The organism is Streptomyces sp. NPDC008001 (genome assembly GCF_042958085.1).
Classification (GTDB): domain Bacteria; phylum Actinomycetota; class Actinomycetes; order Streptomycetales; family Streptomycetaceae; genus Streptomyces.
Map to the genome: position 1 here is coordinate 171,452 of NZ_JBIBIZ010000010.1, position 25,011 is coordinate 196,462.

Sequence of the window (25,011 nt, forward strand, 5' to 3'; positions counted from 1 at the left end):
CGCTCCGCCGGCCGCGGGGGCCGGGGAGACAGCGGGCTGTGCGTACAAGGAGGTGCGAAGCGCCACCCCCGCCGGATCAGCGGGCGTAGTACTCGACGACGAGCTGCTCGTCGCAGATGACCGGAACTTCCTTGCGGTTGGGCAGGCGGTCCAGGCGGAAGGCCAGGGCGCCCAGGTTGACCTGCAGGTAGCGCGGGGTCTCACCCTCGGCGGCGAAGCCACCGGCGCGGGCGGTCTCGAACAGCGGCTTGCTGCGGCTGCGCTCGCGGACCATCACGACGTCGTTCGGGGCGACGCGGAAGGACGGCTTGTCGACCTTGCCACCGTTGACCTCGATGTGGCCGTGGACGACCATCTGGCGGGCCTGGTAGATGGTGCGGGCGATGCCCGAACGCAGGACGAGGGCGTCGAGGCGGCGCTCGAGCTCGACCACCAGGGCCTCGCCGGTCTTGCCCTCGGCCTTGCGGGCGCGGTCGTAGGCGCGGACCATCTGGCGCTCGCTGATGTCGTACTGGGCGCGCAGACGCTGCTTCTCGAGCAGACGGACCTTGTAGTCGCTGTTCTGCTTGCGGCCACGGCCGTGCTCACCCGGCGGGTAGGGGCGGGCCTCGAAGTACTTGACAGCCTTCGGGGTCAGCGCAATGCCGAGCGCACGAGACTTCTTGACCTTGGGACGCGACTGGTTAGGCACGTTCTCCAGACCTCCGATATAGGTTAGGTTAGGCTCACCTTACTCAAGGAGATCGCATGTCTCGCCCGGGGAACACCAGTCACATCACGGACGACAACACGAAAGGCGACGCTCTCGATGGCGTCGACGTGACGGAGGTCCGATCAGATCGTGGTCAGCCGCGTCCCAGCGGACTTGAAATCGCGCGGATGCCGTCAGCAGCCGAGCGCACACGAACTCTCGTACAGAGTACATGCTCCGCGGTGCTGCTCGTTCCCGGGGCCGCCGCCACCCGTCCCGACCAGCTGATGCCCGAGGCGCGCAGCGTCGGCCCCGACGGCGAGATCTTCCTCGTCTTCCCCGCCGACAGCCCGGTCGTGCGCGCCGCCACGCACGCGCAGGACGACGAGCTGGCCGCCGTCCTGGAGCTCACCGACGTGGCACCGGTCTCCGTGCCGAGCCGCATCCGCGGGCGGGCCTGGATCTCCGGCTGGGTCACCTGCGTCCCCGGCGTCACCGAGCCCGGCCGCATGATGGTGCGCCTGGAGGTCGGGGAGGCGAGCGTGGACGACCTCTGGGGCGCGGAGGACGTCGAGCCCGAGGACTTCGCCCGGGCCCACCCGGACCCGCTGGTCGCCCACGAGACCGAACTGCTGCAGCACCTGCACGCGGGCCACGGCGATCAGGTGCGCGGGCTGTACTCGCTGGTCGGCGAGCGGGCCGAGGACGTGCGCCGGGCGGGCGACCGGGCGGTGCCGCTGGCTCTGGACCGCTTCGGGCTGCGGGTGCGGTTCACCCGTGCGGGCAGCGGGGCACCGGCGGACCGGTCCTTCGACGCGCGGTTCGAGTTCCCGGAGCCGGTGCGGGACGTGGCCGGGCTGCGCCGGGCGATGCACACGCTGTTCGAGGCGGCCTCGGATTGACGGCGACCGGCCCGGTCAGCCCTCCTGCTCACCGCGCAGACGCGAGCGCACCCGCTCCGCCACGTCCGCGTAGCGAGCCTCCGCCCCGTACCGCGTCGGCGTGTAGTAGCGGCGCTCGCGGACCGTGTCCGGGGCGTACTGCTGGGCCGCGATGCCGCCGGGCACGTCGTGCGGATACACATACCCCTGCGCGTGCCCCAGCTTCTCCGCGCCCTTGTAGTGGCCGTCCCGCAGATGCGGCGGCACGGGCCCGGCCAGCCCGGCGCGTAGGTCGGCGAGGGCCGCGTCGATCGCGAGGTAGGCCGCATTGGACTTCGGGGCCAGGGCCAGTGTGATCGCCACCTGGCTGAGGGTGATCCGCGCCTCGGGGAAGCCGATCAGGGCGACGGCCTGGGCGCCGGCGACCGCGGTCTGCAGGGCCGTCGGATCGGCCAGGCCGATGTCCTCGCTCGCGGAGATCATCAGCCGCCGGGCGATGAACCTCGGGTCCTCGCCCGCCTCGATCATGCGGGCCAGGTAGTGCAGCGTGGCGTCGACGTCGGAGCCGCGGATCGACTTGATCAGGGCGCTCGCCACGTCGTAGTGCTGGTCGCCGTCGCGGTCGTACTTCACCGCGGCCCGGTCGACCGCGTCCTCCAGCGTCTCCAGGGTGATCTCGGCCTCGCCCTTGGCGATGGCCGACCCGGCCCCCGCCTCCAGCGCGGTGAGGGCCCGCCGGGCGTCGCCGCCGGCGATCCGCAGCAGATGGGCCTCGGCGTCCGCGGGGAGGGTCACGGCGCCGCCGAGCCCGCGCTCGTCGGTGAGGGCGCGGTGCAGCAGGCCCCGCAGGTCGTCGTCGGTGAGGGCCTGCAGGGTCAGCAGCAGGGAGCGGGACAGCAGCGGCGAGATGATCGAGAAGTAGGGGTTCTCGGTGGTGGCCGCGATGAGCGTGACCCAGCGGTTCTCCACGGCGGGCAGCAGCGAGTCCTGCTGGGCCTTGCTGAAGCGGTGGATCTCGTCCAGGAAGAGGACCGTCTCCTTGCCGTAGCCCCCGGACGCGCGGCGGGCGCCGTCGATGACGGCCCGCACCTCCTTGACCCCGGCGGTGATCGCGGACAGCTCCACGAAGCGCTTGTTGGTGGCCTGGCTGACGACGTAGGCGAGCGTCGTTTTGCCGATGCCGGGCGGGCCCCAGAGGATCACCGACGAGGGGCCGGCCGGGCCGCCGCTGCCCTCCCCCACCAGCCTCCGCAGGGGGCTGCCGGGCTTGAGCAGGTGCCCCTGCCCCACGACCTCGTCGAGCGTGCGGGGGCGCATGCGCACGGCCAGGGGACTGCTCGCCGGGTCTTTCTCCTGGCGGTCCTCTGCGGCGGCGGTGAACAGATCGGGCTCCACGTTCGAAACCCTATGCCACGGCACTGACAAGGCCGCCGGACCCGGGGTCCGGCGGCCTTGATCAAGCCAGATGCGCGGCGGGGATCAGGCGGTGCCGCCCGTCCAGAAGTCCCACCACCGGGTCAGGATCAGCATGCCGATGACGCCGATCCAGAGCACGGGCACGACCCAGTGGAACTCCAGCACCGCGCGGCGCGGGCCGCGCGGAAGCGGGATGAAGCCGTGCCGGATGTTCTGCACGGTCACGTAGCAGAACATGAAGATCGTGGCGACCCAGGCCAGGCAGCACCACAGGCACAGCGACCCGATGACGTACAGCGACTGGTACTGGAGCCAGGTGACGAAGCCGACGCCGAAGAGGCAGCCGGCCTCCATGCCCAGCCAGTACCACCGGGGGAAGCGGGCGCCGGAGAGCAGCGCCAGGCCGATCGCGATGATCGCGCCGTAGCAGACGAGCCCCAGCATCGGGTTGGGGAACCCGAAGGCGTGGGCCTGCTCGCTCTTCATGATGTTGCCGCAGGACACGATGGGGTTCAGGCTGCAGCCCGGCACGAAGTTCGGGTCTTCGAGCAGCTTGAACTTGTCGAGCGTGATGACCCAGGAGGCGAGCACGCCCATCGCACCGGTGATCACCAGCAGCAGCGCGAAGGCACGGCTGCCGCCCACGGCGCCCGTCGCGGGGCCGTCCCGCTCGTCGCCGTCGGTGTCGGAGCGGTCGAGTGCCGAAGTGGTCATAGCGCCGTTGATCCCATCAGTCGGTCCTTGGCGCCCATTCTGCACCAGGAGACGTGCAATCAGCCCTGCTTGGCCAGGACTTCACCCGCGACATCGGCGAGGGCGACGGCCTTCTGCTCGCCGCTCTCCAGGTCCTTGAGCTGCACGTTGCCCTCGGCCAGGTCGCGCTCGCCCGCGATGACCGCGAAGCGGGCGCCGGAGCGGTTGGCCGACTTCATCGCGTTCTTCAGGCCCTTGCCGCCGAAGGCGAAGTCGGTGGCGACGCCCTTCCGGCGCAACTCGGTGACCAGGCCGAAGAGGACCCGGCGGGCCTCCTCGCCGAGCGGCACGGCGTAGACCTCGGTGGGCGCGGGCAGGTCGAGCGCGATGCCCTCGGCCTCCAGGGCCAGGACGGTGCGGTCCACGCCGAGGGCCCAGCCGACGGACGGCAGCGCCGGGCCGCCGATCATCTCGGACAGGCCGTCGTAGCGGCCGCCGCCGCCGACCGCGGACTGCGAGCCCAGGCCGTCGTGGACGAACTCGAAGGTGGTGCGGGTGTAGTAGTCGAGGCCGCGGACCAGCTTGGGGTCGTCCTCGAACTCGACGCCCGCGGCGGTCAGCAGCTCGCGCACCTGCTCGTGGTAGGCCTTGCAGGCCTCGCACAGGTGGTCGCGGAAGAGCGGGGCGCCGGTGAGCTGCTTCTGGACGTCCTCGCGCTTGTCGTCCAGGACGCGCAGCGGGTTGATCTCGATGCGGCGGCGGGTGTCCTCGTCCAGCTCCAGGCCGCGCAGGAAGTCCTGCAGGGCCGCGCGGTAGACGGGGCGGCACTCCTTGTCGCCGAGCGAGTTCAGCAGCAGGCGGAAGTTCCGCAGGCCGAGCGACTTGTACGCGTCGACCGCCAGGATGATCAGCTCGGCGTCCAGCGCCGGGTCCTCGGCGCCGATGGCCTCCGCGCCGACCTGCGAGAAGTGGCGGTAGCGGCCCTTCTGCGGGCGCTCGTAGCGGTAGTACGAGCCGGAGTACCAGAGCTTGACGGGCAGGTTGCCGTCCTTGTGGAGGTTGCCCTCCAGGGCCGCGCGCAGCACGGAGGCGGTGCCCTCGGGGCGCAGGGCGAGCTGGTCGCCGCCGCGCGTGGTGAGGGTGTACATCTCCTTGGTCACGATGTCGGTCGACTCGCCGACGCCGCGGGAGAACAGCTCGACCTGCTCGAAGCCGGGGGTCTCGACGTAGCCGTAGCCGGCCCGCTTGAGCGGGGCGGCGATGGCCTCGCGGACCGCGAGGTAGACGGCGGAGGTAGGGGGCTTGAGGTCGTAGGTGCCCTTGGGGGCCTTGAACGTACTCACGGGAAAATCGTCACATTCCTCTTCGCGGAGCGGCGGTAGGGCCGCCTCCGGAGCCGCCGAGCGTGTCCGCCACTTCCCGCAGGTACGGGTTGGTGGCGCGCTCGCGGCCGATGCTGGTCTGGGGGCCGTGGCCGGAGAGGACCACGGTCGAGTCGTCCAGGGGCAGGCACACGCGTGCCAGCGACCGGAGCATCTCGGCGTGGTCACCGCCCGGCAGGTCGGTGCGTCCGATGGAGCCGGCGAACAGCAGGTCGCCCGAGAAGAACACCGACGGAATGTCGGAGGTCTCGGGCATCCTGAAGGTCACCGACCCCTTGGTATGGCCGGGCGCGTGCGCGACGGTGAACTCCATCCCCGCGAGGTCGAGGCGCGAGCCGTCGGTCAGCTCCTTGACGTCGTCCGGCTCGCCGACGGTCAGCTCGCCCATGAGCTGCTGCCCGACGGAGCGGCCGAGGGCCTTCTCCGGGTCGCTCAGCATGTAGCGGTCGGCGGGGTGGATCCAGGCCGGGACGTCGTGGGCGCCGCACACGGGGACGACCGAGGCGACATGGTCGATGTGGCCGTGGGTGAGGACGACGGCGACGGGCTTGAGCCGATGCTTCCTGAGCGCCTCCTCGACCCCGGGGGCCGCCTGGTGGCCCGGGTCGATGATCACGCACTCCTCGCCCGCTGCCGGGGCGACCAGGTAGCAATTGGTCCCCCAGGCCCCGGCGGGGAACCCGGCAATCAGCACATTCGTCCTTAATGATCGACCAGCAGAATTTCGTCAGCGGTGCGGCCGGGACATCCCGCGGGGATCACCGGCTGCGGACAAGAGCCTACCGGCGGCACCTCCGCGGCCGCGAACCCGTATACGGTACGGGCACACCAGCAACACAGGGCTCATGACATGGACAAGTCGGTATGAGGAGTAGACCCGGTGGTCAGTAACGAGCAGCGGCGGCGGCAGCTCGCCCGGGAGAAGTTCGAGCGGCAGCAGCAGCGCCGCGAGGAGGCCCGGCGCAAGGCCCGCCGGCGGAACGCGGTGATCGCCGCCGGCCTCGCGGTGGTCCTGGCCGCCGGCGCGACCGCGTACGCGACGGGTGCGCTGTCCGGCGACGACAAGAAGGACACGACCGACGCCGCGGCCCCGGACACCTCGAAGGCGCCCACGGCGCCGTCCAAGGGTCCCGACCCGTGCGCCAAGCCCGCCCCGGGCTCCCCCGCCACGAAGACGTGGAAGTCGGAGCCGGACATGAGCATCGACAAGTCCGCGTCGTACGCGATGGACTTGAAGACGACCTGCGGCACGATCGACGTCAAGCTCGACGCCGCGAACGCCCCGCACACGGTCAACTCCTTCGGCTTCCTGGCCGGTGAGGGCTACTTCGACCACACCAAGTGCCACCGCCTGACCACCAGCGGCATCTACGTCCTGCAGTGCGGCGACCCGAAGGGCACCGGCCAGGGCGGCCCCGGCTACACCCTGCCCGACGAGAACCTCAAGGACGAGAAGCTCAAGGGGAACGTCTACCCCGCGGGCACGGTGGCGATGGCCAACACCGGCCAGCCGCACACCGGTGGCAGCCAGTTCTTCCTCGTCTACCAGGACAGCCCGCTGCCCCCGACCTACACGCCCTTCGGCACGATCGGCGCCGAGGGCATGAAGACGCTCAAGAAGATCGCTGACGCGGGTGAGGCGACCGGCGCCGGTGACGGAGCCCCGAACGCGACGGTGGTCGTCGACAAGGCGACGGTCGCCAAGTCCTGACACCGGCTCGCAGCCCTATCAGGCTTCCGGTGCCCGGTTGTTGCCCGCTCAGCGAAATTTCGGTCGCGCGGGATACGGACAGCCAGGGCGCCGGTCGCCTATGTTGGCGTTGTGTAGGGTGCCTGATCCGGCGGCTGCCCGCACCCGAATGATCAAGCCAGTGATCAAGCCGTCGGACCGGCCAGGGCGCGGCCCTGCCCGGAACAACTGTGGACGATGCGCGAGGGCCGCACGCCGGCCCCGGCATCATGTGGAGGAGGCGCTGTGAGCAGCGACCCATGGGGCCGCGTCGACGAGACGGGGACCGTGTACGTGCGTACTGCCGACGGTGAGCAGGTCGTCGGATCGTGGCAGGCCGGGTCTCCCGAGGAGGCCCTCGCTTACTTCGAGCGCAAGTACGAGGGCCTGGTCGTCGAGATCGGCCTCCTCGAGAAGCGGGTCAAGACCACCGACCTGTCGGCCAAGGACGCGATGGCCGCGATCGACCACCTGCGCACGCAGGTCGACGAGCACCACGCCGTCGGTGACCTCGACGCGCTGCGGACCCGGCTCGACAAGCTCGTCGCGACGGTCGAGGCGCGCCGCGAGGAGCGCAAGGCCGCCAAGGCCAAGCAGGCCGACGAGGCGCGGACGGCCAAGGAGGCGCTGGTCGCCGAGGCCGAGGAGCTGGCGGCGAGCGAGCAGTGGCGGGCCGCCGGGGAGCGGCTGCGCGCCCTGGTCGACACCTGGAAGGGCCTGCCGCGGCTGGACCGCAAGGCCGACGACGAGCTGTGGCACCGCTTCTCGCACGCCCGCTCGGCGTTCTCCAAGCGGCGCAAGGCGCACTTCGCCTCCCTCGACGCCCAGCGCGAGGAGGCCCGCAAGGCCAAGGAGAAGCTGGTCGCCGAGGCCGAGGCGCTCTCCGGGTCGACCGACTGGGGCCCGACGGCGGCGCGTTACCGCGAGCTGATGGCCGACTGGAAGGCCGTCGGCCGTGCGCAGCGCGAGGCGGAGGACGAGCTGTGGAGCCGCTTCCGCGGTGCGCAGGACGTCTTCTTCCAGGCGCGCAGCGAGGTGTTCGCCGAGCGCGACGCCGAGCAGCAGGTCAACCTGACGCGCAAGGAGGAGCTCGCGGTCGAGGCCGAGAAGCTGCTGCCCGTCACCGACCTGAAGGCGGCCCGTGCCGCGTTCCGCTCGATCAACGAGCGCTGGGAGGCCATCGGCCACGTCCCGCGCGACGCCCGCCCGAAGATCGAGGGCCGGATGCACGCGGTGGAGCGGGCCATCCAGGAGGCCGAGGAGGCCGAGTGGCGGCGGACGAACCCGGAGGCGCGGGCCCGTGCGGCGGGTCTGACCGGTCAGCTGCAGGCGGCGGTCGACAAGCTGCAGGAGCAGGTCGACAAGGCGCGTGCCGCCGGTAACGACGCCAAGGCCGACAAGCTCGCCAAGGAGCTGGAGGGCCGCAGGGCCCTGCTGGACCAGGCCCTGAAGGGGCTTGAGGAGTTCGGCGGCTGAACGGCCATATGAGTAAGGGGCTCCGGCTATTGCCGGAGCCCCTTACTCATATGGGGACGCTTACGGCCTGCGGGCCGACGTCACGCGGTAGACGTCGTAGACGCCCTCCACGCCCCGCACGGCCTTCAGGACGTGACCCAGGTGCTTCGGGTCGCCCATCTCGAAGGTGAAGCGCGAGGTGGCGACGCGGTCCCGGGACGTCTGCACGGCCGCGGAGAGGATGTTGACGTGCTGGTCGGACAGGACGCGCGTGACGTCCGACAGCAGCCGGGAGCGGTCCAGCGCCTCGACCTGGATGGCGACCAGGAAGACCGAGGACTGGGTGGGCGCCCACTCCACGTCGATGATCCGTTCGGGCTGCTGCGAGAGCGACTCGACGTTGACGCAGTCGGCGCGGTGCACCGAGATGCCGTTGCCCCGGGTGACGAAGCCGATGATGGGATCGCCCGGCACCGGCGTGCAGCACCGGGCCAGCTTCACCCAGACGTCCTCGACACCCTTGACGATCACGCCCGGGTCGGCGCTGGAGCGGCGCTTGGAGCGGCCGCGGATCGGGGTGGTCTCCTCGATGTCCTCGGTCGCCGCGTCCTCGCCGCCGAGGGCCTGCACGAGCTTCTGCACGACGCCCTGCGCCGCGACGTGGCCCTCGCCGATGGCGGCGTAGAGGGAGGAGATGTCGGGGTAGCGCATCTCGTGCGCGAGGGTGACCAGGGAGTCGCCGGTGAGGATCCGCTGGATCGGCAGGTTCTGCTTGCGCATGGCGCGCGCGATGGCGTCCTTGCCCTGCTCGATGGCCTCGTCGCGGCGCTCCTTGGAGAACCAGGCACGGATCTTGTTGCGGGCGCGGGGGGACTTGACGAAGCCCAGCCAGTCGCGGGAGGGGCCGGCGCCGGACGCCTTGGAGGTGAAGACCTCCACCAGATCGCCGTTGTCGAGGGTGGACTCCAGGGGCACGAGCCGCCCGTTGACCCGGGCTCCTATCGTGCGGTGGCCGACCTCGGTGTGCACGGCGTAGGCGAAGTCGACCGGGGTGGCACCGGCCGGGAGCGCTATGACATCGCCCTTGGGGGTGAAGACGAAGACCTCGTTGCGCGAGAGGTCGAAGCGCAGGGACTCCAGGAACTCGCCCGGGTCCTCGGTCTCCTTCTGCCAGTCGAGCAGCTGCCGCAGCCAGGCCATGTCATTGACGGTGTCCTGGTTCTTGCCGGCGTTCTTCGGCACGTCCGTGCGGACCTTGGAGGCGCCCGCGACGGCCTCCTGCTTGTACTTCCAGTGCGCGGCGATGCCGTACTCGGCGCGGCGGTGCATGTCGAACGTGCGGATCTGCAGCTCGACGGGCTTGCCGCTGGGGCCTATGACCGTCGTGTGCAGCGACTGGTACATGTTGAACTTGGGCATCGCGATGTAGTCCTTGAACCGCCCCGGGACCGGGTTCCACCGGGCGTGGACGGTGCCGAGCGCCGCGTAGCAGTCGCGGACGGTGTCGACGAGGACGCGGATGCCCACCAGGTCGTAGATCTCGGCGAAGTCGCGGCCCCGCACGATCATCTTCTGGTAGACGCTGTAGTAGTGCTTCGGGCGGCCGGTGACGGTGGCCTTGATGCGGGCGGCGCGCAGGTCGGCCTGGACCTCGTCGGTGACGATCGCCAGGTACTCGTCGCGCTTGGGGGCCCGCTCGGCGACGAGACGGACGATCTCGTCGTACATCTTGGGGTAGAGGATCGCGAAGGCGAGGTCCTCCAGCTCCCACTTGATGGTGTTCATGCCCAGCCGGTGCGCCAGCGGGGCGTAGATCTCCAGCGTCTCGCGGGCCTTCTTCTCCTGCTTCTCCCGCTTGAGGTAGCGCATGGTGCGCATGTTGTGCAGGCGGTCGGCGAGCTTGATGACCAGGACGCGCGGGTCCTTGGCCATGGCGACGACCATCTTGCGGACGGTCTCGGCCTGCGCGGCCTCGCCGAACTGCACCCGGTCGAGCTTGGTGACGCCGTCGACGAGCAGGGCGACCTGGTCGCCGAAGTCGCGGCGGAGGTCGTCCAGGCCGTACTCGGTGTCCTCGACGGTGTCGTGCAGGAGGCCCGCCATCAGCGTGGCCGGGTCCATGCCGAGCTCGGCGAGGATCGTGGTCACCGCGAGGGGGTGGGTGATGTACGGATCGCCGCTCTTGCGCTTCTGGCCGCGGTGCCAGCGCTCGGCGACCTGGTAGGCGCGCTCGATCTGGCGCAGGGTCGTGGCGTCGGCCTTGGGGTCGTTGCCGCGGACGATGCGCAGGAGCGGTTCGAGGACCGGGTTGTACGGGCTGGAGCGCTGGACGCCGAGGCGGGCGAGGCGGGCCCGGACGCGGCTGGAGGAGCCGGGGCGGGGAGCGCTCGGCGGGGGCGTGGGCCGGGCGGGTGACGTACCGGCGACGGCCGGGACGGGGCTCTTCGGCCCGCTGTTCGCCTCCGGGCCGGCGGGCGGCCGGGGCGTGGACTCAGGCGCGCTCTGCGGGCGGCCCTTGGGCGTGCCCGCGGCCGCCGCGGCCTCGGGAGACGGCTTGTCCGGTGTTGCGGCGGTGAGCGGCTGGGCCTCGTCTGGCAAGAGCACTCCTCATGCGGGGTCCGGCCCCCCGATCAGGTCCGGACTCCCATGGTATCGACCCGGGCGGCGGGGCTGCCGCGCACCCGGCTGTGCTCAGGAGAACGCGGGACGGCCCCCGGGGTCTTCCCCGGGGGCCGTCCCGCGTGCCGTGCCCGCGCCGTCGTGGCCGGTCAGACCGTGATCAGCGCCTCCAGCGGCGCACCGCCGAGGGCGTCGGCCAGCCGCTCGCGGCCGGGCAGGAAGCCCAGCTCCATGAGGACCACGACACCGGCCGGCTCGGCGCCGGCCCTGCGGATCAGCCGGAGCGAGGCCTCGGCGGTGCCGCCGGTGGCCAGGACGTCGTCGATAACGAGGACGCGGTCGCCCGGGCCCACGGCGTCGGCGTGCATCTCGATCTCCGCGGTGCCGTACTCCAGCTCGTACGCCTGGGTGAGCGTGGCCCCGGGGAGCTTGCCGGCCTTGCGCACGGGCACGAAGCCGAGCCCCGCGCGGACGGCGGCCGGGGCGCCGAGGATGAAGCCCCGGGCCTCCAGGCCGACGACCTTGGTGGCGCCGTGGCGCTTGCACAGCTCCGCGAGGGCGTCGGTCAGGGCGGCGAAGGCCGTGGCGTCGGCGAGCAGCGGGGTGATGTCCTTGAACATCACGCCGGGCTTCGGGTAGTCGGGTACGTCGTGGATGTGCGTGAGCAGCAGGTCGCGCAGCTTCTCGTCGGCCGGGCCGACTCCGGTGGCGCTCATCGGCGCTTCCCCGGCGTACGGCCGCGGGTGCCGCGGGAGCGGGGGGCGACGACACCGGCCGCGGCGTCCTCCGCGTCCTCGTCGGTGCTGCCGGGGACGGCGTCGCGCGGCCCGGACTCGCCGGTCTCGCCCGACTCGCCCTTCGCGGCCGCGGCGGCACGCTTGGCGCGCACCCGCTTGGCCAGGGCCTTCATCTGCGGGTCGCGCTCCTTGAAGTCGGCGACCAGCGGGGTGGCGATGAAGATCGAGGAGTAGGCGCCGGCCGCGAGGCCGACGAACAGGGCGAGCGAGATGTCGTTGAGCATGCCCGCGCCGAGGAGGCCGCCGCCGATGAACAGCAGGCCGGCGACCGGCAGCAGCGCCACCACCGTGGTGTTGATCGACCGCACCAGGGTGCCGTTGAGGCTGCGGTTGGCGATCTCGCTGTACGTGAAGCGGGTCTGCTTCGTGATGTCCTTCGAGCTCTCCTTCAGGCCGTCGAAGACGACGACGGTGTCGTAGAGGGAGTAACCGAGGATGGTGAGCAGACCGATCACGGTGCCCGGGGTGACCTCGAAGCCGACCAGGGCGTAGACGCCGACGGTGATCGTGAGGTCGTGGATCAGGGCGACCAGGGCGGCGAGCGCCATGCGCCACTCGAAGGCGATCGCGAGGTAGATCACCACGAGGATCATGAAGATGCCGAGGCCGGTCCACGCCTTGTTGGCGATCTGGTCGCCCCAGCTCGGGCCGACGATGTCGGTGTTGACCTTGTCCGTGGAGACGCCGAGCTTCTTCGCCAGGGCTTCCTGGGTGGCGCGCGACTGCTCGGTGGTGACGTCGCTGACCTGGATGCGCAGCGGGCCGTTGCCGAGCTTCTGGGCGATCGCCGTGTGGCCGGAGGCCTCCTCCGCGGTCAGCCGGCCGGCTTCGGCCGAGACCTTGGTGCTGGGCGTGGTGAAGACCGCGCCGCCGGAGAACTCGATGCCCATGTTCAGGCCGCGCACCCCCAGGCCGACGATGGCCGTGATGGTGATGAGGATCGAGATGCCGTACCAGATCTTCCGCTTGCCCACGAAGTCGTAGCCGACCTCGCCGCGGTAGAGCCGGGCGCCGAGATTGCCGAGCTTGGACATCTCACGCCTCCTTGGGGTCGACGGGGGCGGAGGGGCGGCGGCGGGAGGCCCGCAGCGGCGGCTTGACGCCGAGCCGCTTGGGGTCGAGCCCGGACCACGGGTGCCCGCTCGCGAAGAACTTGCGCCGGGCGAGGAGCGTCATCAGCGGCTTGGTGAAGAAGAAGACCACGACGACGTCGAGGAGGGTGGTCAGACCGAGCGTGAACGCGAAGCCCTGCACCTTGCCGACGGTGACGATGAAGAGCACCGCGGCGGCGAGGAAGGACACGAAGTCGGAGACCAGGATCGTGCGGCGGGCGCGCGGCCAGCCGCGCTCGACGGCCGGGCGCAGGGTGCGGCCCTCGCGGATCTCGTCCCGGATGCGCTCGAAGTAGACGATGAAGGAGTCGGCGGTGATGCCGATCGCGACGATCGCACCGCAGACGGCCGGCAGGTTCAGCGCGAAGCCGATGGCCTGGCCCAGCAGCACCATGATCGTGTAGGTGAGGATCGCCGAGCACAGGAGGCTGGCGAGGGCGACGAGCGCGAGACCGCGGTAGTACGCCACCAGGTAGACGATCACCAGGGCGAGGCCGATGGCACCGGCGAGGAGACCGGCGCGCAGCTGCTCGCCGCCGAGGGCGGCGGTGACGGTCTGCTCGGTGACGACGTCGAAGGAGAGCGGCAGGGCGCCGTAGGACAGCACGTTGGCGAGGTCCTGGGCGCTGGCCTGCGTGAAGCCGCCGGAGATCTCCGCCTGGCCGCCCGTGATCGACGTGGAGACGGAGGGGTCGGAGACGACCTCGCCGTCCAGGACGATCGCGAACTGGTTCTGCGGGGGCTGCTTGCTCGCGAGCTGGCCGGTGACGTCGGCGAACTTCTTGGAGCCGCTGGAGTCGAACTTCAGCTGGACGAGCCAGCCGCGGCCCTGCTGGCTGTCGAAGACGGCGCTGGCGCTGGAGACGCCGGTGCCCTCGACGGAGACGGGACCGAGGATCTCCTTGGCCGAGCCGTCCTTCTTGCACGCGACGATGACGTCGCTGGTGGCCGCACTCGAGGCGGCCTCGCCGGCCTTGGCACGACCCTCGGGGGTGGTGCAGTCCAGGGCGTCGAGCTTCTTCTGCAGCGCGGCGACGTCGGCCGGGGAGGGCGTGGGCTCCTTGGCCTTGCCGTCCTTCTTGCCGTCGTCCTTCTTGGCGTCGTCCTTCTTCTCGTCCTTCGCCTTGTCGTCCTTGGCGACGGCCGAGGCGGACGGGGTGGCGTCGGCCTTGACGGCGTCGGTGACGGGGCGGCCCTGCTGACGCGGGCTCGCGCTCGACGACGGGCTCGCGCCGGCCGAGGCGGAGGCGGAGGGCGCGCCGGACGGCTTGCTCTTGTCGTCCTTGGCCTTGCCGTCCTTGTCCTTGCCGGAGTCCTTGGCGGAGGAGGAGGCGTTGGGAGTGGGCTCGGTCTTGGCGCCGGGCGCCACGGACAGCACGGGGCGGAAGCCGAGCTTGGCGGTGGTACCGACCTGCTGGCGGGCCTGCTTCGCGTTCGTCCCCTTGGGGATGTTCACGATGATGTGGTTGTCGCCCTGCGTCTGGACCTCGGCCTCGGTGACGCCGAGGCCGTTGACGCGCCGCTCGATGATGCCGACCGCGGTGTTCATGTTGGTCGGGTTGATCGCGTTGGGCTTGCCGGGCTCGTTCTTGGCCTCCAGCGTGAAGCTGGTTCCGCCCGCCAGGTCGATGCCCAGCCGCGGCGTGGTCCGCCCGGAGGCGAACATCCCCCCGGTGAGCGCCACCATGGCGATCAGGATCAGGGCCAGGACCCGGCCCGGCCTGCCCTGGCCGCCCGGGGACCTGCGGCCCTTCTTCGGTGCTGCCACCTTGTCGTTTCTCCCTGTCCAACCGCCCGGTTCCGTGCTTTCGCCGGGCGGCCACGAATGTAGTGGGGACCTGCCCCCCGCCGGAGCCTAGACCGTCAGGGAACCGCGGCGCACTGCGCCGGGCAGTGCTCCGCGGTTCCTCGAAGGGCTACTTCGCGTCGGTGTCGCCGTCCTGCTTGCCGTCCCGCCCGGCGTCCTTGGCGTCCTTGGCGTCCTTGATCTCGGGCTCGGTGGTCTCCGGCTCGGCGGCCTCGCCCTTGCCCAGGTCGATCTTCTTCTCGTCCGCGGCCGCGGACTCGGTCAGCGACGAGGCGTCGTCCGGGACGACAGGGGTCTCGGACTCGGCCGGATCGATCCCGTGGACGATGCGGTTGTACTCGGCGTCCTCCAGGACGGCGCCGATGGCGTTCTTCGCGTAGATGGCGTGGACGCCGGGGGCCACCTCGAGGAGGACCGTGTCGTCGTTGACCTCCTTGACGGTGGCGTACATGCCGCCGATCGTCCGCACACCGGTGCCCGGGTGCATCTGGTCGCGCATCTGCGCCGCCTGGCGCTGCTTGTTCTTGGCCGACCGCGTCATCAGGAACATGGCCCCGATGAGCACGATGAACGGCAGGAGAGTCACGATATTCACGGGACGGGGTTTCCTTCACACGACCGCGGGGGTGCGGCCTTCTACGGGGGTGGTATGCCGCGCCGGTACGGACGGCATCGGCGGAGTCTAAGCGAGTCCGCGCCTATGGAACAACGCCCAGCATGGCACCGTGGTTCCTGACCGGACCAGCCCCCGCGCCGTCACCCGCCGAAGAGGCCCTGCTGGGGCGGGGTGCCCGCCGGACCCGCTTCGTTGACGAGGCCGAGGTGGGCCCACGCGGCCGGAGTGGCGATGCGGCCCCTGGGCGTACGGGCCAGCAGCCCCTCGCGGACGAGGAACGGCTCGGCGACCTCCTCGACCGTCTCGCGCTCCTCGCCGACCGCCACGGCCAGGGTCGACAGGCCGACCGGGCCGCCGCCGAAGAGCTTGAGCAGGGCGGTCAGGACGGCGCGGTCGAGGCGGTCGAGGCCGCGGGCGTCGACCTCGTAGACGTCCAGGGCCTGGGCGGCGATCTCGCGGGTGATCACTCCGTCGGCCTTGACCTGGGCGTAGTCGCGGACGCGGCGCAGCAGGCGGTTGGCGATGCGGGGGGTGCCGCGGGAGCGGCCGGCGATCTCGGCGGCACCCTTCTCGTCTATCTCCACGTCGAGCAGGCTCGCCGAGCGGTGGACGACGCGCTGCAGCTCGGCGGGGGCGTAGAACTCCATGTGGCCGGTGAAGCCGAAGCGGTCGCGCAGCGGGGGCGGGAGGAGGCCCGCCCGGGTGGTCGCGCCGACGAGGGTGAAGGGCGGCAGCTCCAGGGGGATGGCGGTGGCGCCGGGGCCCTTGCCGACGATCACGTCGACGCGGAAGTCCTCCATCGCCATGTAGAGCATCTCCTCGGCGGGCCGGGACATGCGGTGGATCTCGTCGAGGAAGAGGACCTCGCCCTCGGTGAGGGAGGAGAGGATCGCGGCGAGGTCGCCGGCGTGCTGGATGGCGGGGCCGGAGGTGATGCGGATGGGGGCGCCCATCTCGGCCGCGATGATCATCGAGAGGGTGGTCTTGCCGAGGCCGGGGGCGCCGGAGAGCAGGACGTGGTCGGCGGTGGCGCCGCGGGCGCGGGCGGCCTTGAGGACGAGGTCGAGCTGCTCGCGCACACGCTCCTGGCCGACGAACTCGCCGAGGTCCTTGGGGCGCAGCGCGGCCTCGACGGCGCGGTCCTCGCCGTCGGCGTCGGTGCCCACGAGGCGGTCGCCTGCGGGGGGTGTCTCCGCGTACGCGGAGTCGTCGTCCCAGTTCACGGGTTGAACCTCATGGTCGTCTCGTCCTCTTGTCCTCGTGCCCTCATGTGCGCGTGCCCTCGCCGGGCTGCGGTCAGCGGGCCCGGTTCAGCGTCTGCAGCGCCGCCCGCAGCAACTGGCTCACCTGCGGCTGGCCGCCGTCGGCGAGAGCGGCCTCCGCCCGGGGCGCCACCGCTTCCACCGCCTCGTCGGCCTCCCGGGCGGCGTAGCCCAGGCCGACGAGCGCGCCGTGCAGCTGATCGCGCCAGCCGCCGGCGGCGGGGGCGGCGGCCGGGGCTGCGGAGCCGATGGGCTTGCCGAGCCGGTCCTTCAGCTCCAGGAGCAGCTTCTGCGCGCCCTTCTTGCCGATGCCGGGGACGGCGGTGAGCGCCTTCTCGTCGCCCGAGGCGAAGGCGCGCCGCAGGGCTTCGGGGCTGTGGACGGCGAGCATGGCCTGGGCGAGGCGGGGGCCGACGCCGCTGGCGGTCTGCAGCAGCTCGAAGGTCTGGCGCTCGTCGTCGTCGGCGAAGCCGTAGAGCGTCAGGGAGTCCTCGCGGACGACGAGGGAGGTGGCGAGGCGGGCCGGCCGGCCGACCCGCAGGCCCGACAGGGTGTTGGGCGTGCACTGGACGGCCATGCCGATGCCGCCGACCTCGACGACCGCGGTGTCGGGGGCGAGGGCGGCGACGGGGCCGGAGACGAAGGCGATCATCGGGTGCCCTTCGGGAGGCGGACGGGAGCGGTGGTGCGGCGCTGGGCGGCGGCGAGCTGCTGCAGGCGGGCGGCCGCGGGGGCGCGCCAGATGTGGCAGATGGCCAGGGCCAGGGCGTCGGCGGCGTCGGCCGGCTTCGGCGGCGCGTCGAGCCGCAGGAGGCGGGTGACCATGGAACCGACCTGGGCCTTGTCGGCCCGGCCGGAGCCGGTGACGGCCGCCTTGACCTCGCTGGGGGTGTGCAGGGCGACGGGCAGGCCGCGGCGGGCGGCGCAGAGCATGGCGACGGCGCTGGCCTGGGCCGTGCCCATGACCGTACGGACGTTGTGCTGGCTGAAGACGCGCTCCACGGCGACGAATTCGGGCCGGTGCTCGTCGAGCCACTGCTCGATGCCGCGCTCTATGAGGACGAGGCGGTCGGCGACCTCGGCGTCCGCGGGGGTGCGCACCACGCCGACGCCGATCATGCGCAGCGGACGGCCCGCGACGCCTTCGACCACGCCGACGCCGCACCGCGTCAGCCCCGGGTCCACGCCCAGCACCCGCATCGGTCCCTCCCCTTCGCTCACCTGCCCGGGCAGGCTACCGGCTGCCACTGACAACGGCCGATCATGCCGACGGGCCGGCGGGGTGTGTTCCCCGCCGGCCCGTCCGCCGGCCGCAGCCGGAAGCCTTACGCGTCGACCTTCTCCATGACGTCGTCGGAGACGTCGAAGTTGGCGAAGACGTTCTGGACGTCGTCGCTGTCCTCGAGCGCGTCGATCAGCTTGAAGATCTTGCGCGCGCCCTCCTCGTCGAGCTCCACCTGCATGGTGGGGACGAAGTTGGCCTCGGCGGAGTCGTAGTCGATGCCCGCCTCCTGGAGCGCGGTGCGGACCGCGACCAGGTCGGTGGCCTCGCTGATGACCTCGAAGTTCTCGCCGAGGTCGTTGACCTCTTCGGCACCGGCGTCCAGGACGGCGCCCAGGACGTCGTCCTCGGTCAGCTCGCCCTTGGGGACGATGATGACGCCCTTGCGGTTGAACAGGTACGACACCGAGCCCGGGTCGGCCATGGAGCCGCCGTTGCGGGTCATGGCGACGCGCACGTCGGAGGCGGCGCGGTTGCGGTTGTCGGTGAGGCACTCGATGAGCACCGCGACGCCGTTCGGGCCGTAGCCCTCGTACATGATCGTCTCGTAGTCGGCGCCGCCGGCCTCGAGGCCGCCGCCGCGCTTGACCGCGGAGTCGATGTTCTTGTTCGGGACCGACTGCTTCTTCGCCTTCTGGATGGCGTCGTACAGCGTCGGGTTGCCGTCGATGTCGACGCCGCCCATGCGGGCCGCGACCTCGATGTTCTTGATCAGCTTCGCGAAGAGCTTGCCGCGCTTGGCATCGATCACGGCCTTCTTGTGCTTCGTCGTAGCCCATTTAGAGTGGCCGGACATCCGCCTGTCTCCTTCGCGTAACCAACTTCTGAAACGAACGACAGAGATCCTACCGGGACCGGGCTACCGGGCTGCGCGCACCATGTCCACGAACATGGCGTGGACGCGGTGGTCGCCGGTGAGTTCCGGGTGGAAGGACGTGGCCAGCACGTTGCCCTGGCGCACGCCGACGGTGTGGCCGTCGTGCGTGGCGACGACCTCGGCGCCGGCGCCGACGGACTCGACCCAGGGGGCGCGGATGAAGACGCCCTCGACGGGGCCGCCCTCGATGCCGGCCACCTCGACGGCCGCCTCGAAGGACTCGTTCTGCCGGCCGAAGGCGTTGCGACGGACGATCATGTCGATGCCGCCGAGCGTCTCCTGGTCCTCGCGCCCGTCGAGCAGCTTGTCGGCCAGCATGATCATGCCGGCGCAGGTGCCGTAGACGGGCATCCCGGCCTTCACGCGCTCGCGCAGCGGCTCCAGCATGCCGAAGACGACGGCGAGCTTGGACATGGTGGTGGACTCGCCGCCGGGTATCACCAGGCCGTCGATCTCCGCGAGCTCTTCGGGGCGGCGCACGGGGCGGGCGAGGGCGTCGGCGGACGCGAGGGCGACGAGGTGCTCGCGGACGTCGCCCTGCAGGGCGAGGACGCCGATGGTGGGCGTGGAAAGGGATGCCACGAGGTTTCTCCGTCTCGGGTCTCTCGGGTCTGGACGACGGGCGGGCGGCCCCCAGCGTGCGCGGGCCGCCCGGCCGGGGAAGCGGTGTGCGTTACCAGCCGCGGTTGGCGTAGCGCTCGGCCTCGGGGAGGGTGTCGCAGTTGATGCCGACCATGGCCTCGCCCAGGTTGCGGGAGGCGTCCGCGATGACCTTCGGGTCGTCGTAGAAGGTGGTGGCCTTCACGATGGCGGCGGCGCGCTTGGCCGGGTCGCCGGACTTGAAGATGCCGGAGCCGACGAAGACGCCCTCGGCGCCGAGCTGGCGCATCAGCGCGGCGTCGGCCGGGGTGGCCACGCCGCCCGCGGAGAAGAGGACGACCGGCAGCTTGCCGAGCTCGGCGACCTCCTTGACGAGCTCGTACGGGGCGCGCAGGTCCTTGGCGGCGGCGAACAGCTCGTTGTTGTCGAAGCCGCGCAGCTTGGCGATCTCGTTCTTGATCTGGCGCAGGTGGCGCACGGCCTCCACGACGTTGCCGGTGCCGGCCTCGCCCTTGGAGCGGATCATGGCGGCGCCCTCGGCGATGCGGCGCAGGGCCTCGCCCAGGTTGGTGGCACCGCAGACGAAGGGGGTCGTGAAGGCCCACTTGTCGGAGTGGTTGATCTCGTCGGCCGGGGTGAGGACCTCGGACTCGTCGATGTAGTCGACGCCGAGGGACTGCAGGACCTGCGCCTCGACGAAGTGGCCGATGCGGGACTTGGCCATGACCGGGATGGAGACGGCGCCGATGATCTCTTCGATCATGTTGGGGTCGGACATGCGGGCCACGCCGCCGTCCTTGCGGATGTCGGCCGGCACCCGCTCGAGCGCCATGACGGCGACCGCGCCCGCGTCCTCGGCGATCTTCGCCTGCTCGGCGTTGACGACGTCCATGATCACGCCGCCCTTGAGCTGCTCGGCCATGCCGCGCTTGACACGGGCGGTACCGGTCTCGGGGGTGGTGGACGTGCTGGGGACCGTGCTGGACACGTTGTGACCTCACTATCAAGGGCGGTAATGCTGCGACCCTCATACAACCCAGCCGGTATTCCCCGGAAAAAGAGCCAATCCGAGGCCGGTGGCCTGTCCGGTCCTCCGGTGGCCGGTCAGGCGCCGGCCCGGGGCTCCAGGGCGGCGGGCGGCTCGTCGTCCATCTCGAAGGCCAGCGGGAAGGGCGCGTGGCCCGCGAGGCGGAACCAGCGCACGACGCGGTGCTTGCGCACGGCGCGGGCGGCGCGGACCGCGTCGTTGTGGAAGCGCCTGGCCATCGGCACCCTGCGGACCGCCTCGGACAGCTCGTTCAGCGACTCCTCGCCGCCGGGCGCCTCCCGGACGACCTCGACCTGCGGCGCCTCCGCGAACACCGCGCGCAGGGCCTGGCTGAGCTCGCTCTCGGCGACCTCGCGCTGCTCCTCCTCGGCCTGCCGGGCGGCGTGCGCGGCCTGGTAGAGCACGATCGAGGCGGCCGGATCGAGGACTCCCGCCGTACCCAGCTCCTGGGCGACCGAGGCGCGGCGCAGCAGCTGGGCGTCCAGGGCGGCGCGGGCGGCGTCGATACGGCTGTGCAGGCGGTCCAGCCGGCCGGCGGTCCAGCTCAGATAGACGCCGATGACGACCAGTGCGGCGACGATCCAGATCAGTGTGGTCACGCCGGGCCACGTTACCGCTCGCCGCGGGGCCGCCGGCGCGGAGCGGGCCCGCTGCGCGGAGCGAGGCGTCGCGGGGGCGGAACCCTGGTACGGCGCCGCGTGGCCTTGCCGGGCGGCGGGCGGGGGCGGGCCGCCGCCGGCCAACAGCGGGCGGGACCAGGGGAATCCGCCACGGTGGCTGCTCCTCGCGGCAGCGGGCTACCGGGCGGGTCCGGGGCGGCGCTCCACCTGTGGGTGGAGACGTGGCGCCGGGAACTCCACCCTCGTCTCTGCCCTGGCTCCGATCCGTCTCCACCCGGCCCCCGCCTAGCGTCGGTCATGACACCGGAGGCCCGTGAAGGACCGGCACCGCACGGGGGAGGAAACCCCATGACACCGCACGCCCGGCGAGCGCTGCTCGTCCCCTTGACCGTCACGATCGCTCTGCCCCTCGCGCTGTACTACGTGCTGCGGGCGCAGGGCGCCCCGCAGTGGCAGGCCCTGCTCATCAGCGGCGCGATACCGGCCGCGCATGCGGCCGTGACGGCCGTCCGCCGCCGTCACGCCGCCCTCTTCGACCTGCTCGTCACCGCCCTGCTCGCCGTCTCCGCGGCCACGTCGCTCGTCAGCGGGGATCCGCGGGTGCTGCTGCTCAAGGACGCCGCACTACCGGCCGTGCTGGGTCTGTGGATCACGGGCAGCCTGTTCCTCGCGCGGCCCTTCGCCTTCCACTTCGGCGACCATCTGCGCCGGGGCGCTGCGCGGGAGCAGGCCGAGGGCGCCTGGCGGGATGTGCCCGCATACCGGCAGGCGTTGCGGAACCTGACTCTGCTGTGGGGTGGCATACAACTGCTCGATGCCGTGCTGAGCACGGTGCAGGCGCTGGTGCTGCCCGTCGACGTGGTCCCGGTGATCGGCCGGATCCAGTCGTTCACCCTGCTGGCGCTGGTGGCGGTGATCACGGTGCGGCGCAGCCGGCGCTTCCGGGCGGAGCACGGCATATCCCTGTTCGGGACGGCGGGCATGGAGGGCACGGCGAGTGCGGAGGGCAGGGGCGAGAGTCCGGTGCCGCAGGAGGCGGAAGGCCGCGCGTAGCGCGCCGCTCCCCCGGCCGCGGCTGCGGCTCGGCTCCGGCTCCGGCTCCGGCTCGGAGAGGCTCCCGGCCGGAGCCGACCGGAGACAACGAGCCGCCGCATCGGCGACAAGCCACCATGGCAGACAAGCCACCACGGCAACAGCCCGGCGGAATGCTCAGCCTGCGGCCACCGGCACGGACCGGCCCCCGGCGGGCGATCCGCCGGAAGGGCTAGTCGCGGGCGAGGCCGAAGCGGGCGCGCAGGCCGCTGCGTTCGTCGGCGGCGACCGAGGCCGCGCCGGCCGTGACCGTCTCGTAGACGGCCAGGATGTCGGCGCCCACGCGGGACCAGTCGAAGCGGCGCACATGCGTACTGCCGCGCTCGCTCAGTCCGGCCCGCAGCTCCGGGTCGCCCAGCAGCCGCACGGCCGCGGCGGCGAGCGCGTCGGCGTCCTCGTTGGCGAACAGCTCGCCGGCCGAGCCCTGGTCGAGCACCTGGGCGAAGGCGTCGAGGTCGCTGGCGAGGACGGGAGCGCCCGCCGACATCGCCTCGACCAGGATGATGCCGAAGGACTCCCCGCCCGTGTTGGGGGCGACGTAGACGTCGACGCTGCGCAGCAGCCGCGCCTTGTCCTCGTCGCTGACCATGCCGAGGAACTCGACCCGGTCGCGCATCTCGGGGGGCAGGCCGGCCACGGCCTCCTCCTCGTCGCCCCGGCCGGCGACCAGCAGCCGGGCGTCCGGGCAGGCGGCGAAGATCTTCGGCAGCGCCCGCATCAGCACCGGCAGGCCCTTGCGGGGCTCGTCGATGCGGCCGATGAAGCCGATCGTCCCGCCCTGCCACTCCCGCTTGGGCTCGGCGCGGGCGAAGAAGTCCACGTCGACGCCGTTGGGGATGACCACGGCGTCACCGCCCAGGTGCTCGACGAGCGTCCTGCGGGCGTATTCGCTCACCGCGATCCGGGCGCTGATCTTCTCCAGGGCGGGCTGCAGGATCGGATAGGCCGCGATCATCGCCCGGGAGCGCGGATTGGAGGTGTGGAAGGTCGCCACGATCGGGCCCTGCGCGGCCCAGCAGGTCAGCAGGCCCAGCGAAGGGGAGGTGGGTTCGTGGATGTGGATGACGTCGAAGCCGCCGTCGTGCAGCCAGCGCCGCACCCGGGCGGCCGACAGGAAGCCGAAGTTCAGCCGCGCCACGGAGCCGTTGTACGGGACGGGCACGGCCCGCCCGGCCGAGACGACGAACGGCGGCAGCGGGGTCTCGTCGTCCGCCGGGGCCAGCACGGACACCTCGTGGCCCAGCCGGATGAGATGCTCGGCCAGGTCCCGGATGTGGAACTGCACGCCGCCCGGCACGTCCCACGAGTAGGGACAGACGATCCCGATCCTCATGCCCCGGTCCTCCGGTCGCTCTCGGCCCTGCCCGCGCCTTCGCCTTCACCCGCGACCTCGCCCACGGCCTCGCCCCCCGCGTCCTGCCCGGGCCGCGCGTCCTGCGCCGGACCGCCGGACGGTGCACCGTCCGCCGTGTCCGGGCGCGGCTCGAGGTCGGCGAGCCACAGTCGCTGGAGCATATGCCAGTCCTCGGGGTGCTCGGCGATCCCGGCCGCGAAGACGTCGGCGACCTGCTGGGTCATCGCCGCGGCCTTCGCGGCGCGCGTGCCCTCCTCGGGCACCTCGACCGGAGCGTGCACGCGCCCCTTCATCACCGGCGAGCGGTCGTACCAGAGCGTCACCGGAAGCAGCAGCGCCCCGGTCTGCACGGCGAGCATCGCGGGCCCGGCGGGCATCTTCGTGGCCTCGCCGAAGAAGGTGACCTCTATGCCGGAGGCGGACAGGTCGCGGTCGGCCACCAGGCACACCAGGCCCCCGGCGCGCAGCCGGCGCGCCAGCGTGCCGAAGGCGCTGCCGCCCGCGTGGGGCAGCACCTCCATGCCCAGTCCCTCGCGGTAGGCGACGAACCGGTCGTAGAGCGTCTCGGGCTTCAGCCGCTCGGCCACGGTGGTGAAGGGCACCCCGAGCCGCGTGGTCACCCACGCGCCCGCGAGGTCGTAGTTGCCCATGTGCGGCAGCGCGACGACCACGCCGCGGCCGCTCGCCAGGGCCTTCTCCAAGTGGTCCAGGCCCTCCGGGGCGAAGGACGTGCGCCTGCGCTCCGCACTCCACACCGGCAGCCGGAAGGATTCCATCCAGTAGCGCATGTACGAGCGCATGCCCGCCCGCGACACCTGCGCCAGGCGCTCCGCGGACGCCCCGGGCAGCACCCGGGCCAGGTTGGCCTCCAGGCGCAGCACCCCGCCGCCGCGCCGCCGCCACGCCGCGTCCGCGATCTGCTGCCCCAGCCGTACGGCCACCGGCTCCGGCAGCTTCTTGACCGCGGCCCAGCCGAGCCCGTAGAGCGCGTCGGTCAGCCGCTCCTTCACCCGTTGCCACCGCCCTGCGCCGCAGCGGCCTCGGCCTCGGCCTCCGCCTCGGCCGACTCGCGGCGCACCGTCACCACGCGCTGGATCAGGGTGACCAGGCTGCCCGCGGCCACGATCCACAGCGCCACCGGGAGCAGGTACTGGATGCCCGGCACGCCGAACTCGTGCAGGCCCGCGAGGCCGCACGCCACCAGCGAGATGACGAGCCGCTCGGCCCGCTCGACCAGCCCGTTGACGTTCACCGGCAGGCCGATGCTCTCGCCGCGCGCCTTCGTGTACGACACGACCTGGCCGCTGGCGAGGCAGAAGATCGCCACCGCGCACAGCACGTTGTCGTCGCCACTGCCCGCGTACCACAGCGCCAGCCCGCCGAAGATCGCCGAGTCGGCGACCCGGTCGAGCGTCGAGTCGAGGAAGGCGCCCCAGCGGCTGGAGCGGCCCAGCTGCCGGGCCATGTTGCCGTCCACCAGGTCCGAGAAGACGAACAGGGTGATGACGACCGTGCCCCAGAAGAACTCCCCCCGGGGGTAGAAGACCAGTGCACCCGCCACGACGCCGCCGGTACCGACGAGGGTCACCGCGTCCGGACTGACGCCGAGGCGGATGAGCAGGGCGGCGAACGGCGTGAGAACACGCGTGAAGAACGCACGCGCGTACTTGTTCAGCAT

General features: G+C 71.8%; 24 protein-coding genes. 4 read left to right on the forward strand and 20 right to left on the reverse strand.

Going from position 1 to position 25,011, the window contains the following annotated elements:
- Window positions 1-76: 76 nt before the first annotated feature.
- Window positions 77-691, reverse strand: a complete 615-nt coding sequence (rpsD, locus tag ACFZCD_RS26785) for a 30S ribosomal protein S4 (RefSeq protein ID WP_058045279.1) — start codon at window positions 689-691, stop codon at window positions 77-79.
- Window positions 692-879: 188 nt separating this feature from the next.
- Between rpsD and ACFZCD_RS26790 the strand changes: the two genes are divergently transcribed.
- Window positions 880-1,593, forward strand: coding sequence for a DUF2470 domain-containing protein (locus tag ACFZCD_RS26790; protein WP_391835633.1), 714 nt, complete (start codon window positions 880-882; stop codon window positions 1,591-1,593).
- Between the two features lie 15 nt (window positions 1,594-1,608).
- Here ACFZCD_RS26790 and ACFZCD_RS26795 read toward each other — a convergent pair whose 3' ends face one another.
- The 4 genes from ACFZCD_RS26795 to ACFZCD_RS26810 form a co-directional block, all read right to left on the reverse strand.
- Window positions 1,609-2,967 (reverse strand): replication-associated recombination protein A, encoded by a 1,359-nt coding sequence (locus ACFZCD_RS26795; RefSeq protein WP_391835137.1) that lies wholly within the window; start codon window positions 2,965-2,967, stop codon window positions 1,609-1,611.
- 84 nt (window positions 2,968-3,051) lie between these two features.
- On the reverse strand, window positions 3,052-3,702 hold the full coding sequence (locus ACFZCD_RS26800) for a vitamin K epoxide reductase family protein (RefSeq protein ID WP_391835139.1): 651 nt from the start codon (window positions 3,700-3,702) through the stop codon (window positions 3,052-3,054).
- 59 nt (window positions 3,703-3,761) lie between these two features.
- The gene (hisS, locus tag ACFZCD_RS26805; protein ID WP_391835141.1) at window positions 3,762-5,024 is read right to left on the reverse strand and encodes a histidine--tRNA ligase; all 1,263 of its coding nucleotides are present in this window, start codon (window positions 5,022-5,024) and stop codon (window positions 3,762-3,764) included.
- Between the two features lie 10 nt (window positions 5,025-5,034).
- Window positions 5,035-5,757 (reverse strand): MBL fold metallo-hydrolase, encoded by a 723-nt coding sequence (locus tag ACFZCD_RS26810; protein WP_391835143.1) that lies wholly within the window; start codon window positions 5,755-5,757, stop codon window positions 5,035-5,037.
- A 186-nt stretch (window positions 5,758-5,943) separates the two neighbouring features.
- Here ACFZCD_RS26810 and ACFZCD_RS26815 point away from each other — a divergent pair, with 186 nt between their 5' ends.
- Entirely contained in the window at window positions 5,944-6,774 is an 831-nt protein-coding gene (locus ACFZCD_RS26815) for a peptidylprolyl isomerase (RefSeq protein WP_391835145.1), read from the forward strand.
- Window positions 6,775-7,038: 264 nt separating this feature from the next.
- The gene (locus tag ACFZCD_RS26820; protein WP_391835147.1) at window positions 7,039-8,268 is read left to right on the forward strand and encodes a DUF349 domain-containing protein; all 1,230 of its coding nucleotides are present in this window, start codon (window positions 7,039-7,041) and stop codon (window positions 8,266-8,268) included.
- A gap of 60 nt (window positions 8,269-8,328) precedes the next feature.
- Here ACFZCD_RS26820 and ACFZCD_RS26825 read toward each other — a convergent pair whose 3' ends face one another.
- The 12 genes from ACFZCD_RS26825 to ACFZCD_RS26880 form a co-directional block, all read right to left on the reverse strand.
- A complete protein-coding gene (locus ACFZCD_RS26825) occupies window positions 8,329-10,845 on the reverse strand; it encodes a RelA/SpoT family protein (protein WP_391835149.1) in 2,517 nt (838 codons plus the stop codon).
- Between the two features lie 170 nt (window positions 10,846-11,015).
- Window positions 11,016-11,582: an adenine phosphoribosyltransferase gene (locus tag ACFZCD_RS26830; RefSeq protein WP_391835151.1), complete on the reverse strand. Its 567-nt coding sequence runs from the start codon at window positions 11,580-11,582 to the stop codon at window positions 11,016-11,018.
- Window positions 11,579-12,697 carry a protein translocase subunit SecF gene (gene secF, locus ACFZCD_RS26835; RefSeq protein ID WP_391835153.1) on the reverse strand — a complete coding sequence of 373 codons (1,119 nt, stop codon included), beginning with the start codon at window positions 12,695-12,697 and terminating at the stop codon, window positions 11,579-11,581. Before secF ends, ACFZCD_RS26830 begins: the two co-directional genes overlap by 4 nt.
- Window position 12,698: 1 nt before the next feature.
- On the reverse strand, window positions 12,699-14,543 hold the full coding sequence (gene secD / locus ACFZCD_RS26840; RefSeq protein WP_391835155.1) for a protein translocase subunit SecD: 1,845 nt from the start codon (window positions 14,541-14,543) through the stop codon (window positions 12,699-12,701).
- Window positions 14,544-14,691: 148 nt separating this feature from the next.
- Window positions 14,692-15,177 carry a preprotein translocase subunit YajC gene (gene yajC / locus ACFZCD_RS26845; RefSeq protein WP_391835157.1) on the reverse strand — a complete coding sequence of 162 codons (486 nt, stop codon included), beginning with the start codon at window positions 15,175-15,177 and terminating at the stop codon, window positions 14,692-14,694.
- A gap of 161 nt (window positions 15,178-15,338) precedes the next feature.
- Window positions 15,339-16,421: a Holliday junction branch migration DNA helicase RuvB gene (gene ruvB / locus ACFZCD_RS26850; protein WP_391835159.1), complete on the reverse strand. Its 1,083-nt coding sequence runs from the start codon at window positions 16,419-16,421 to the stop codon at window positions 15,339-15,341.
- A 73-nt stretch (window positions 16,422-16,494) separates the two neighbouring features.
- On the reverse strand, window positions 16,495-17,112 hold the full coding sequence (ruvA, locus tag ACFZCD_RS26855) for a Holliday junction branch migration protein RuvA (protein ID WP_391835161.1): 618 nt from the start codon (window positions 17,110-17,112) through the stop codon (window positions 16,495-16,497).
- Window positions 17,109-17,660: a crossover junction endodeoxyribonuclease RuvC gene (ruvC, locus tag ACFZCD_RS26860; RefSeq protein ID WP_391835635.1), complete on the reverse strand. Its 552-nt coding sequence runs from the start codon at window positions 17,658-17,660 to the stop codon at window positions 17,109-17,111. Before ruvC ends, ruvA begins: the two co-directional genes overlap by 4 nt.
- Before the next feature lie 125 nt (window positions 17,661-17,785).
- On the reverse strand, window positions 17,786-18,538 hold the full coding sequence (locus ACFZCD_RS26865) for a YebC/PmpR family DNA-binding transcriptional regulator (RefSeq protein ID WP_391835163.1): 753 nt from the start codon (window positions 18,536-18,538) through the stop codon (window positions 17,786-17,788).
- 63 nt (window positions 18,539-18,601) lie between these two features.
- Entirely contained in the window at window positions 18,602-19,201 is a 600-nt protein-coding gene (gene pdxT / locus ACFZCD_RS26870) for a pyridoxal 5'-phosphate synthase glutaminase subunit PdxT (RefSeq protein ID WP_391835165.1), read from the reverse strand.
- Between the two features lie 91 nt (window positions 19,202-19,292).
- On the reverse strand, window positions 19,293-20,207 hold the full coding sequence (pdxS, locus tag ACFZCD_RS26875; protein WP_030365296.1) for a pyridoxal 5'-phosphate synthase lyase subunit PdxS: 915 nt from the start codon (window positions 20,205-20,207) through the stop codon (window positions 19,293-19,295).
- A gap of 116 nt (window positions 20,208-20,323) precedes the next feature.
- Window positions 20,324-20,866 (reverse strand): hypothetical protein, encoded by a 543-nt coding sequence (locus ACFZCD_RS26880; RefSeq protein ID WP_391835167.1) that lies wholly within the window; start codon window positions 20,864-20,866, stop codon window positions 20,324-20,326.
- Window positions 20,867-21,235: 369 nt separating this feature from the next.
- On the opposite strand from ACFZCD_RS26880, the gene ACFZCD_RS26885 reads away from it, so the two are divergent.
- Entirely contained in the window at window positions 21,236-21,940 is a 705-nt protein-coding gene (locus ACFZCD_RS26885; RefSeq protein WP_391835169.1) for a VC0807 family protein, read from the forward strand.
- 211 nt (window positions 21,941-22,151) lie between these two features.
- Here ACFZCD_RS26885 and ACFZCD_RS26890 read toward each other — a convergent pair whose 3' ends face one another.
- Genes ACFZCD_RS26890 through pgsA form a run of 3 tightly spaced genes read right to left on the reverse strand, consistent with a single transcriptional unit; the run spans window position 22,152 to window position 25,011 of the window.
- Window positions 22,152-23,312 (reverse strand): glycosyltransferase family 4 protein, encoded by a 1,161-nt coding sequence (locus tag ACFZCD_RS26890; protein WP_391835171.1) that lies wholly within the window; start codon window positions 23,310-23,312, stop codon window positions 22,152-22,154.
- Complete coding sequence (locus ACFZCD_RS26895) at window positions 23,309-24,343, reverse strand: phosphatidylinositol mannoside acyltransferase (protein WP_391835173.1); 1,035 nt, start codon at window positions 24,341-24,343, stop codon at window positions 23,309-23,311. The genes ACFZCD_RS26890 and ACFZCD_RS26895 overlap by 4 nt, the downstream gene beginning before the upstream one ends.
- Window positions 24,340-25,011, reverse strand: a complete 672-nt coding sequence (pgsA, locus tag ACFZCD_RS26900; RefSeq protein WP_391835175.1) for a phosphatidylinositol phosphate synthase — start codon at window positions 25,009-25,011, stop codon at window positions 24,340-24,342. The genes ACFZCD_RS26895 and pgsA overlap by 4 nt, the downstream gene beginning before the upstream one ends.

Coding starts and splice junctions, on each gene's coding strand:
- ACFZCD_RS26790 (WP_391835633.1), top strand. CDS start 880: ATGCCGTCAGCAGCCGAGCGCACACGAACTCTCGTACAGAGTACATGC.
- ACFZCD_RS26800 (WP_391835139.1), bottom strand. CDS start 3,702: ATGACCACTTCGGCACTCGACCGCTCCGACACCGACGGCGACGAGCGG.
- ACFZCD_RS26830 (WP_391835151.1), bottom strand. CDS start 11,582: ATGAGCGCCACCGGAGTCGGCCCGGCCGACGAGAAGCTGCGCGACCTG.
- secF (WP_391835153.1), bottom strand. CDS start 12,697: ATGTCCAAGCTCGGCAATCTCGGCGCCCGGCTCTACCGCGGCGAGGTC.
- ruvA (WP_391835161.1), bottom strand. CDS start 17,112: ATGATCGCCTTCGTCTCCGGCCCCGTCGCCGCCCTCGCCCCCGACACC.
- ruvC (WP_391835635.1), bottom strand. CDS start 17,660: ATGCGGGTGCTGGGCGTGGACCCGGGGCTGACGCGGTGCGGCGTCGGC.
- ACFZCD_RS26865 (WP_391835163.1), bottom strand. CDS start 18,538: ATGTCCGGCCACTCTAAATGGGCTACGACGAAGCACAAGAAGGCCGTG.
- ACFZCD_RS26885 (WP_391835169.1), top strand. CDS start 21,236: ATGACACCGCACGCCCGGCGAGCGCTGCTCGTCCCCTTGACCGTCACG.
- ACFZCD_RS26890 (WP_391835171.1), bottom strand. CDS start 23,312: ATGAGGATCGGGATCGTCTGTCCCTACTCGTGGGACGTGCCGGGCGGC.
- pgsA (WP_391835175.1), bottom strand. CDS start 25,011: ATGCTGAACAAGTACGCGCGTGCGTTCTTCACGCGTGTTCTCACGCCG.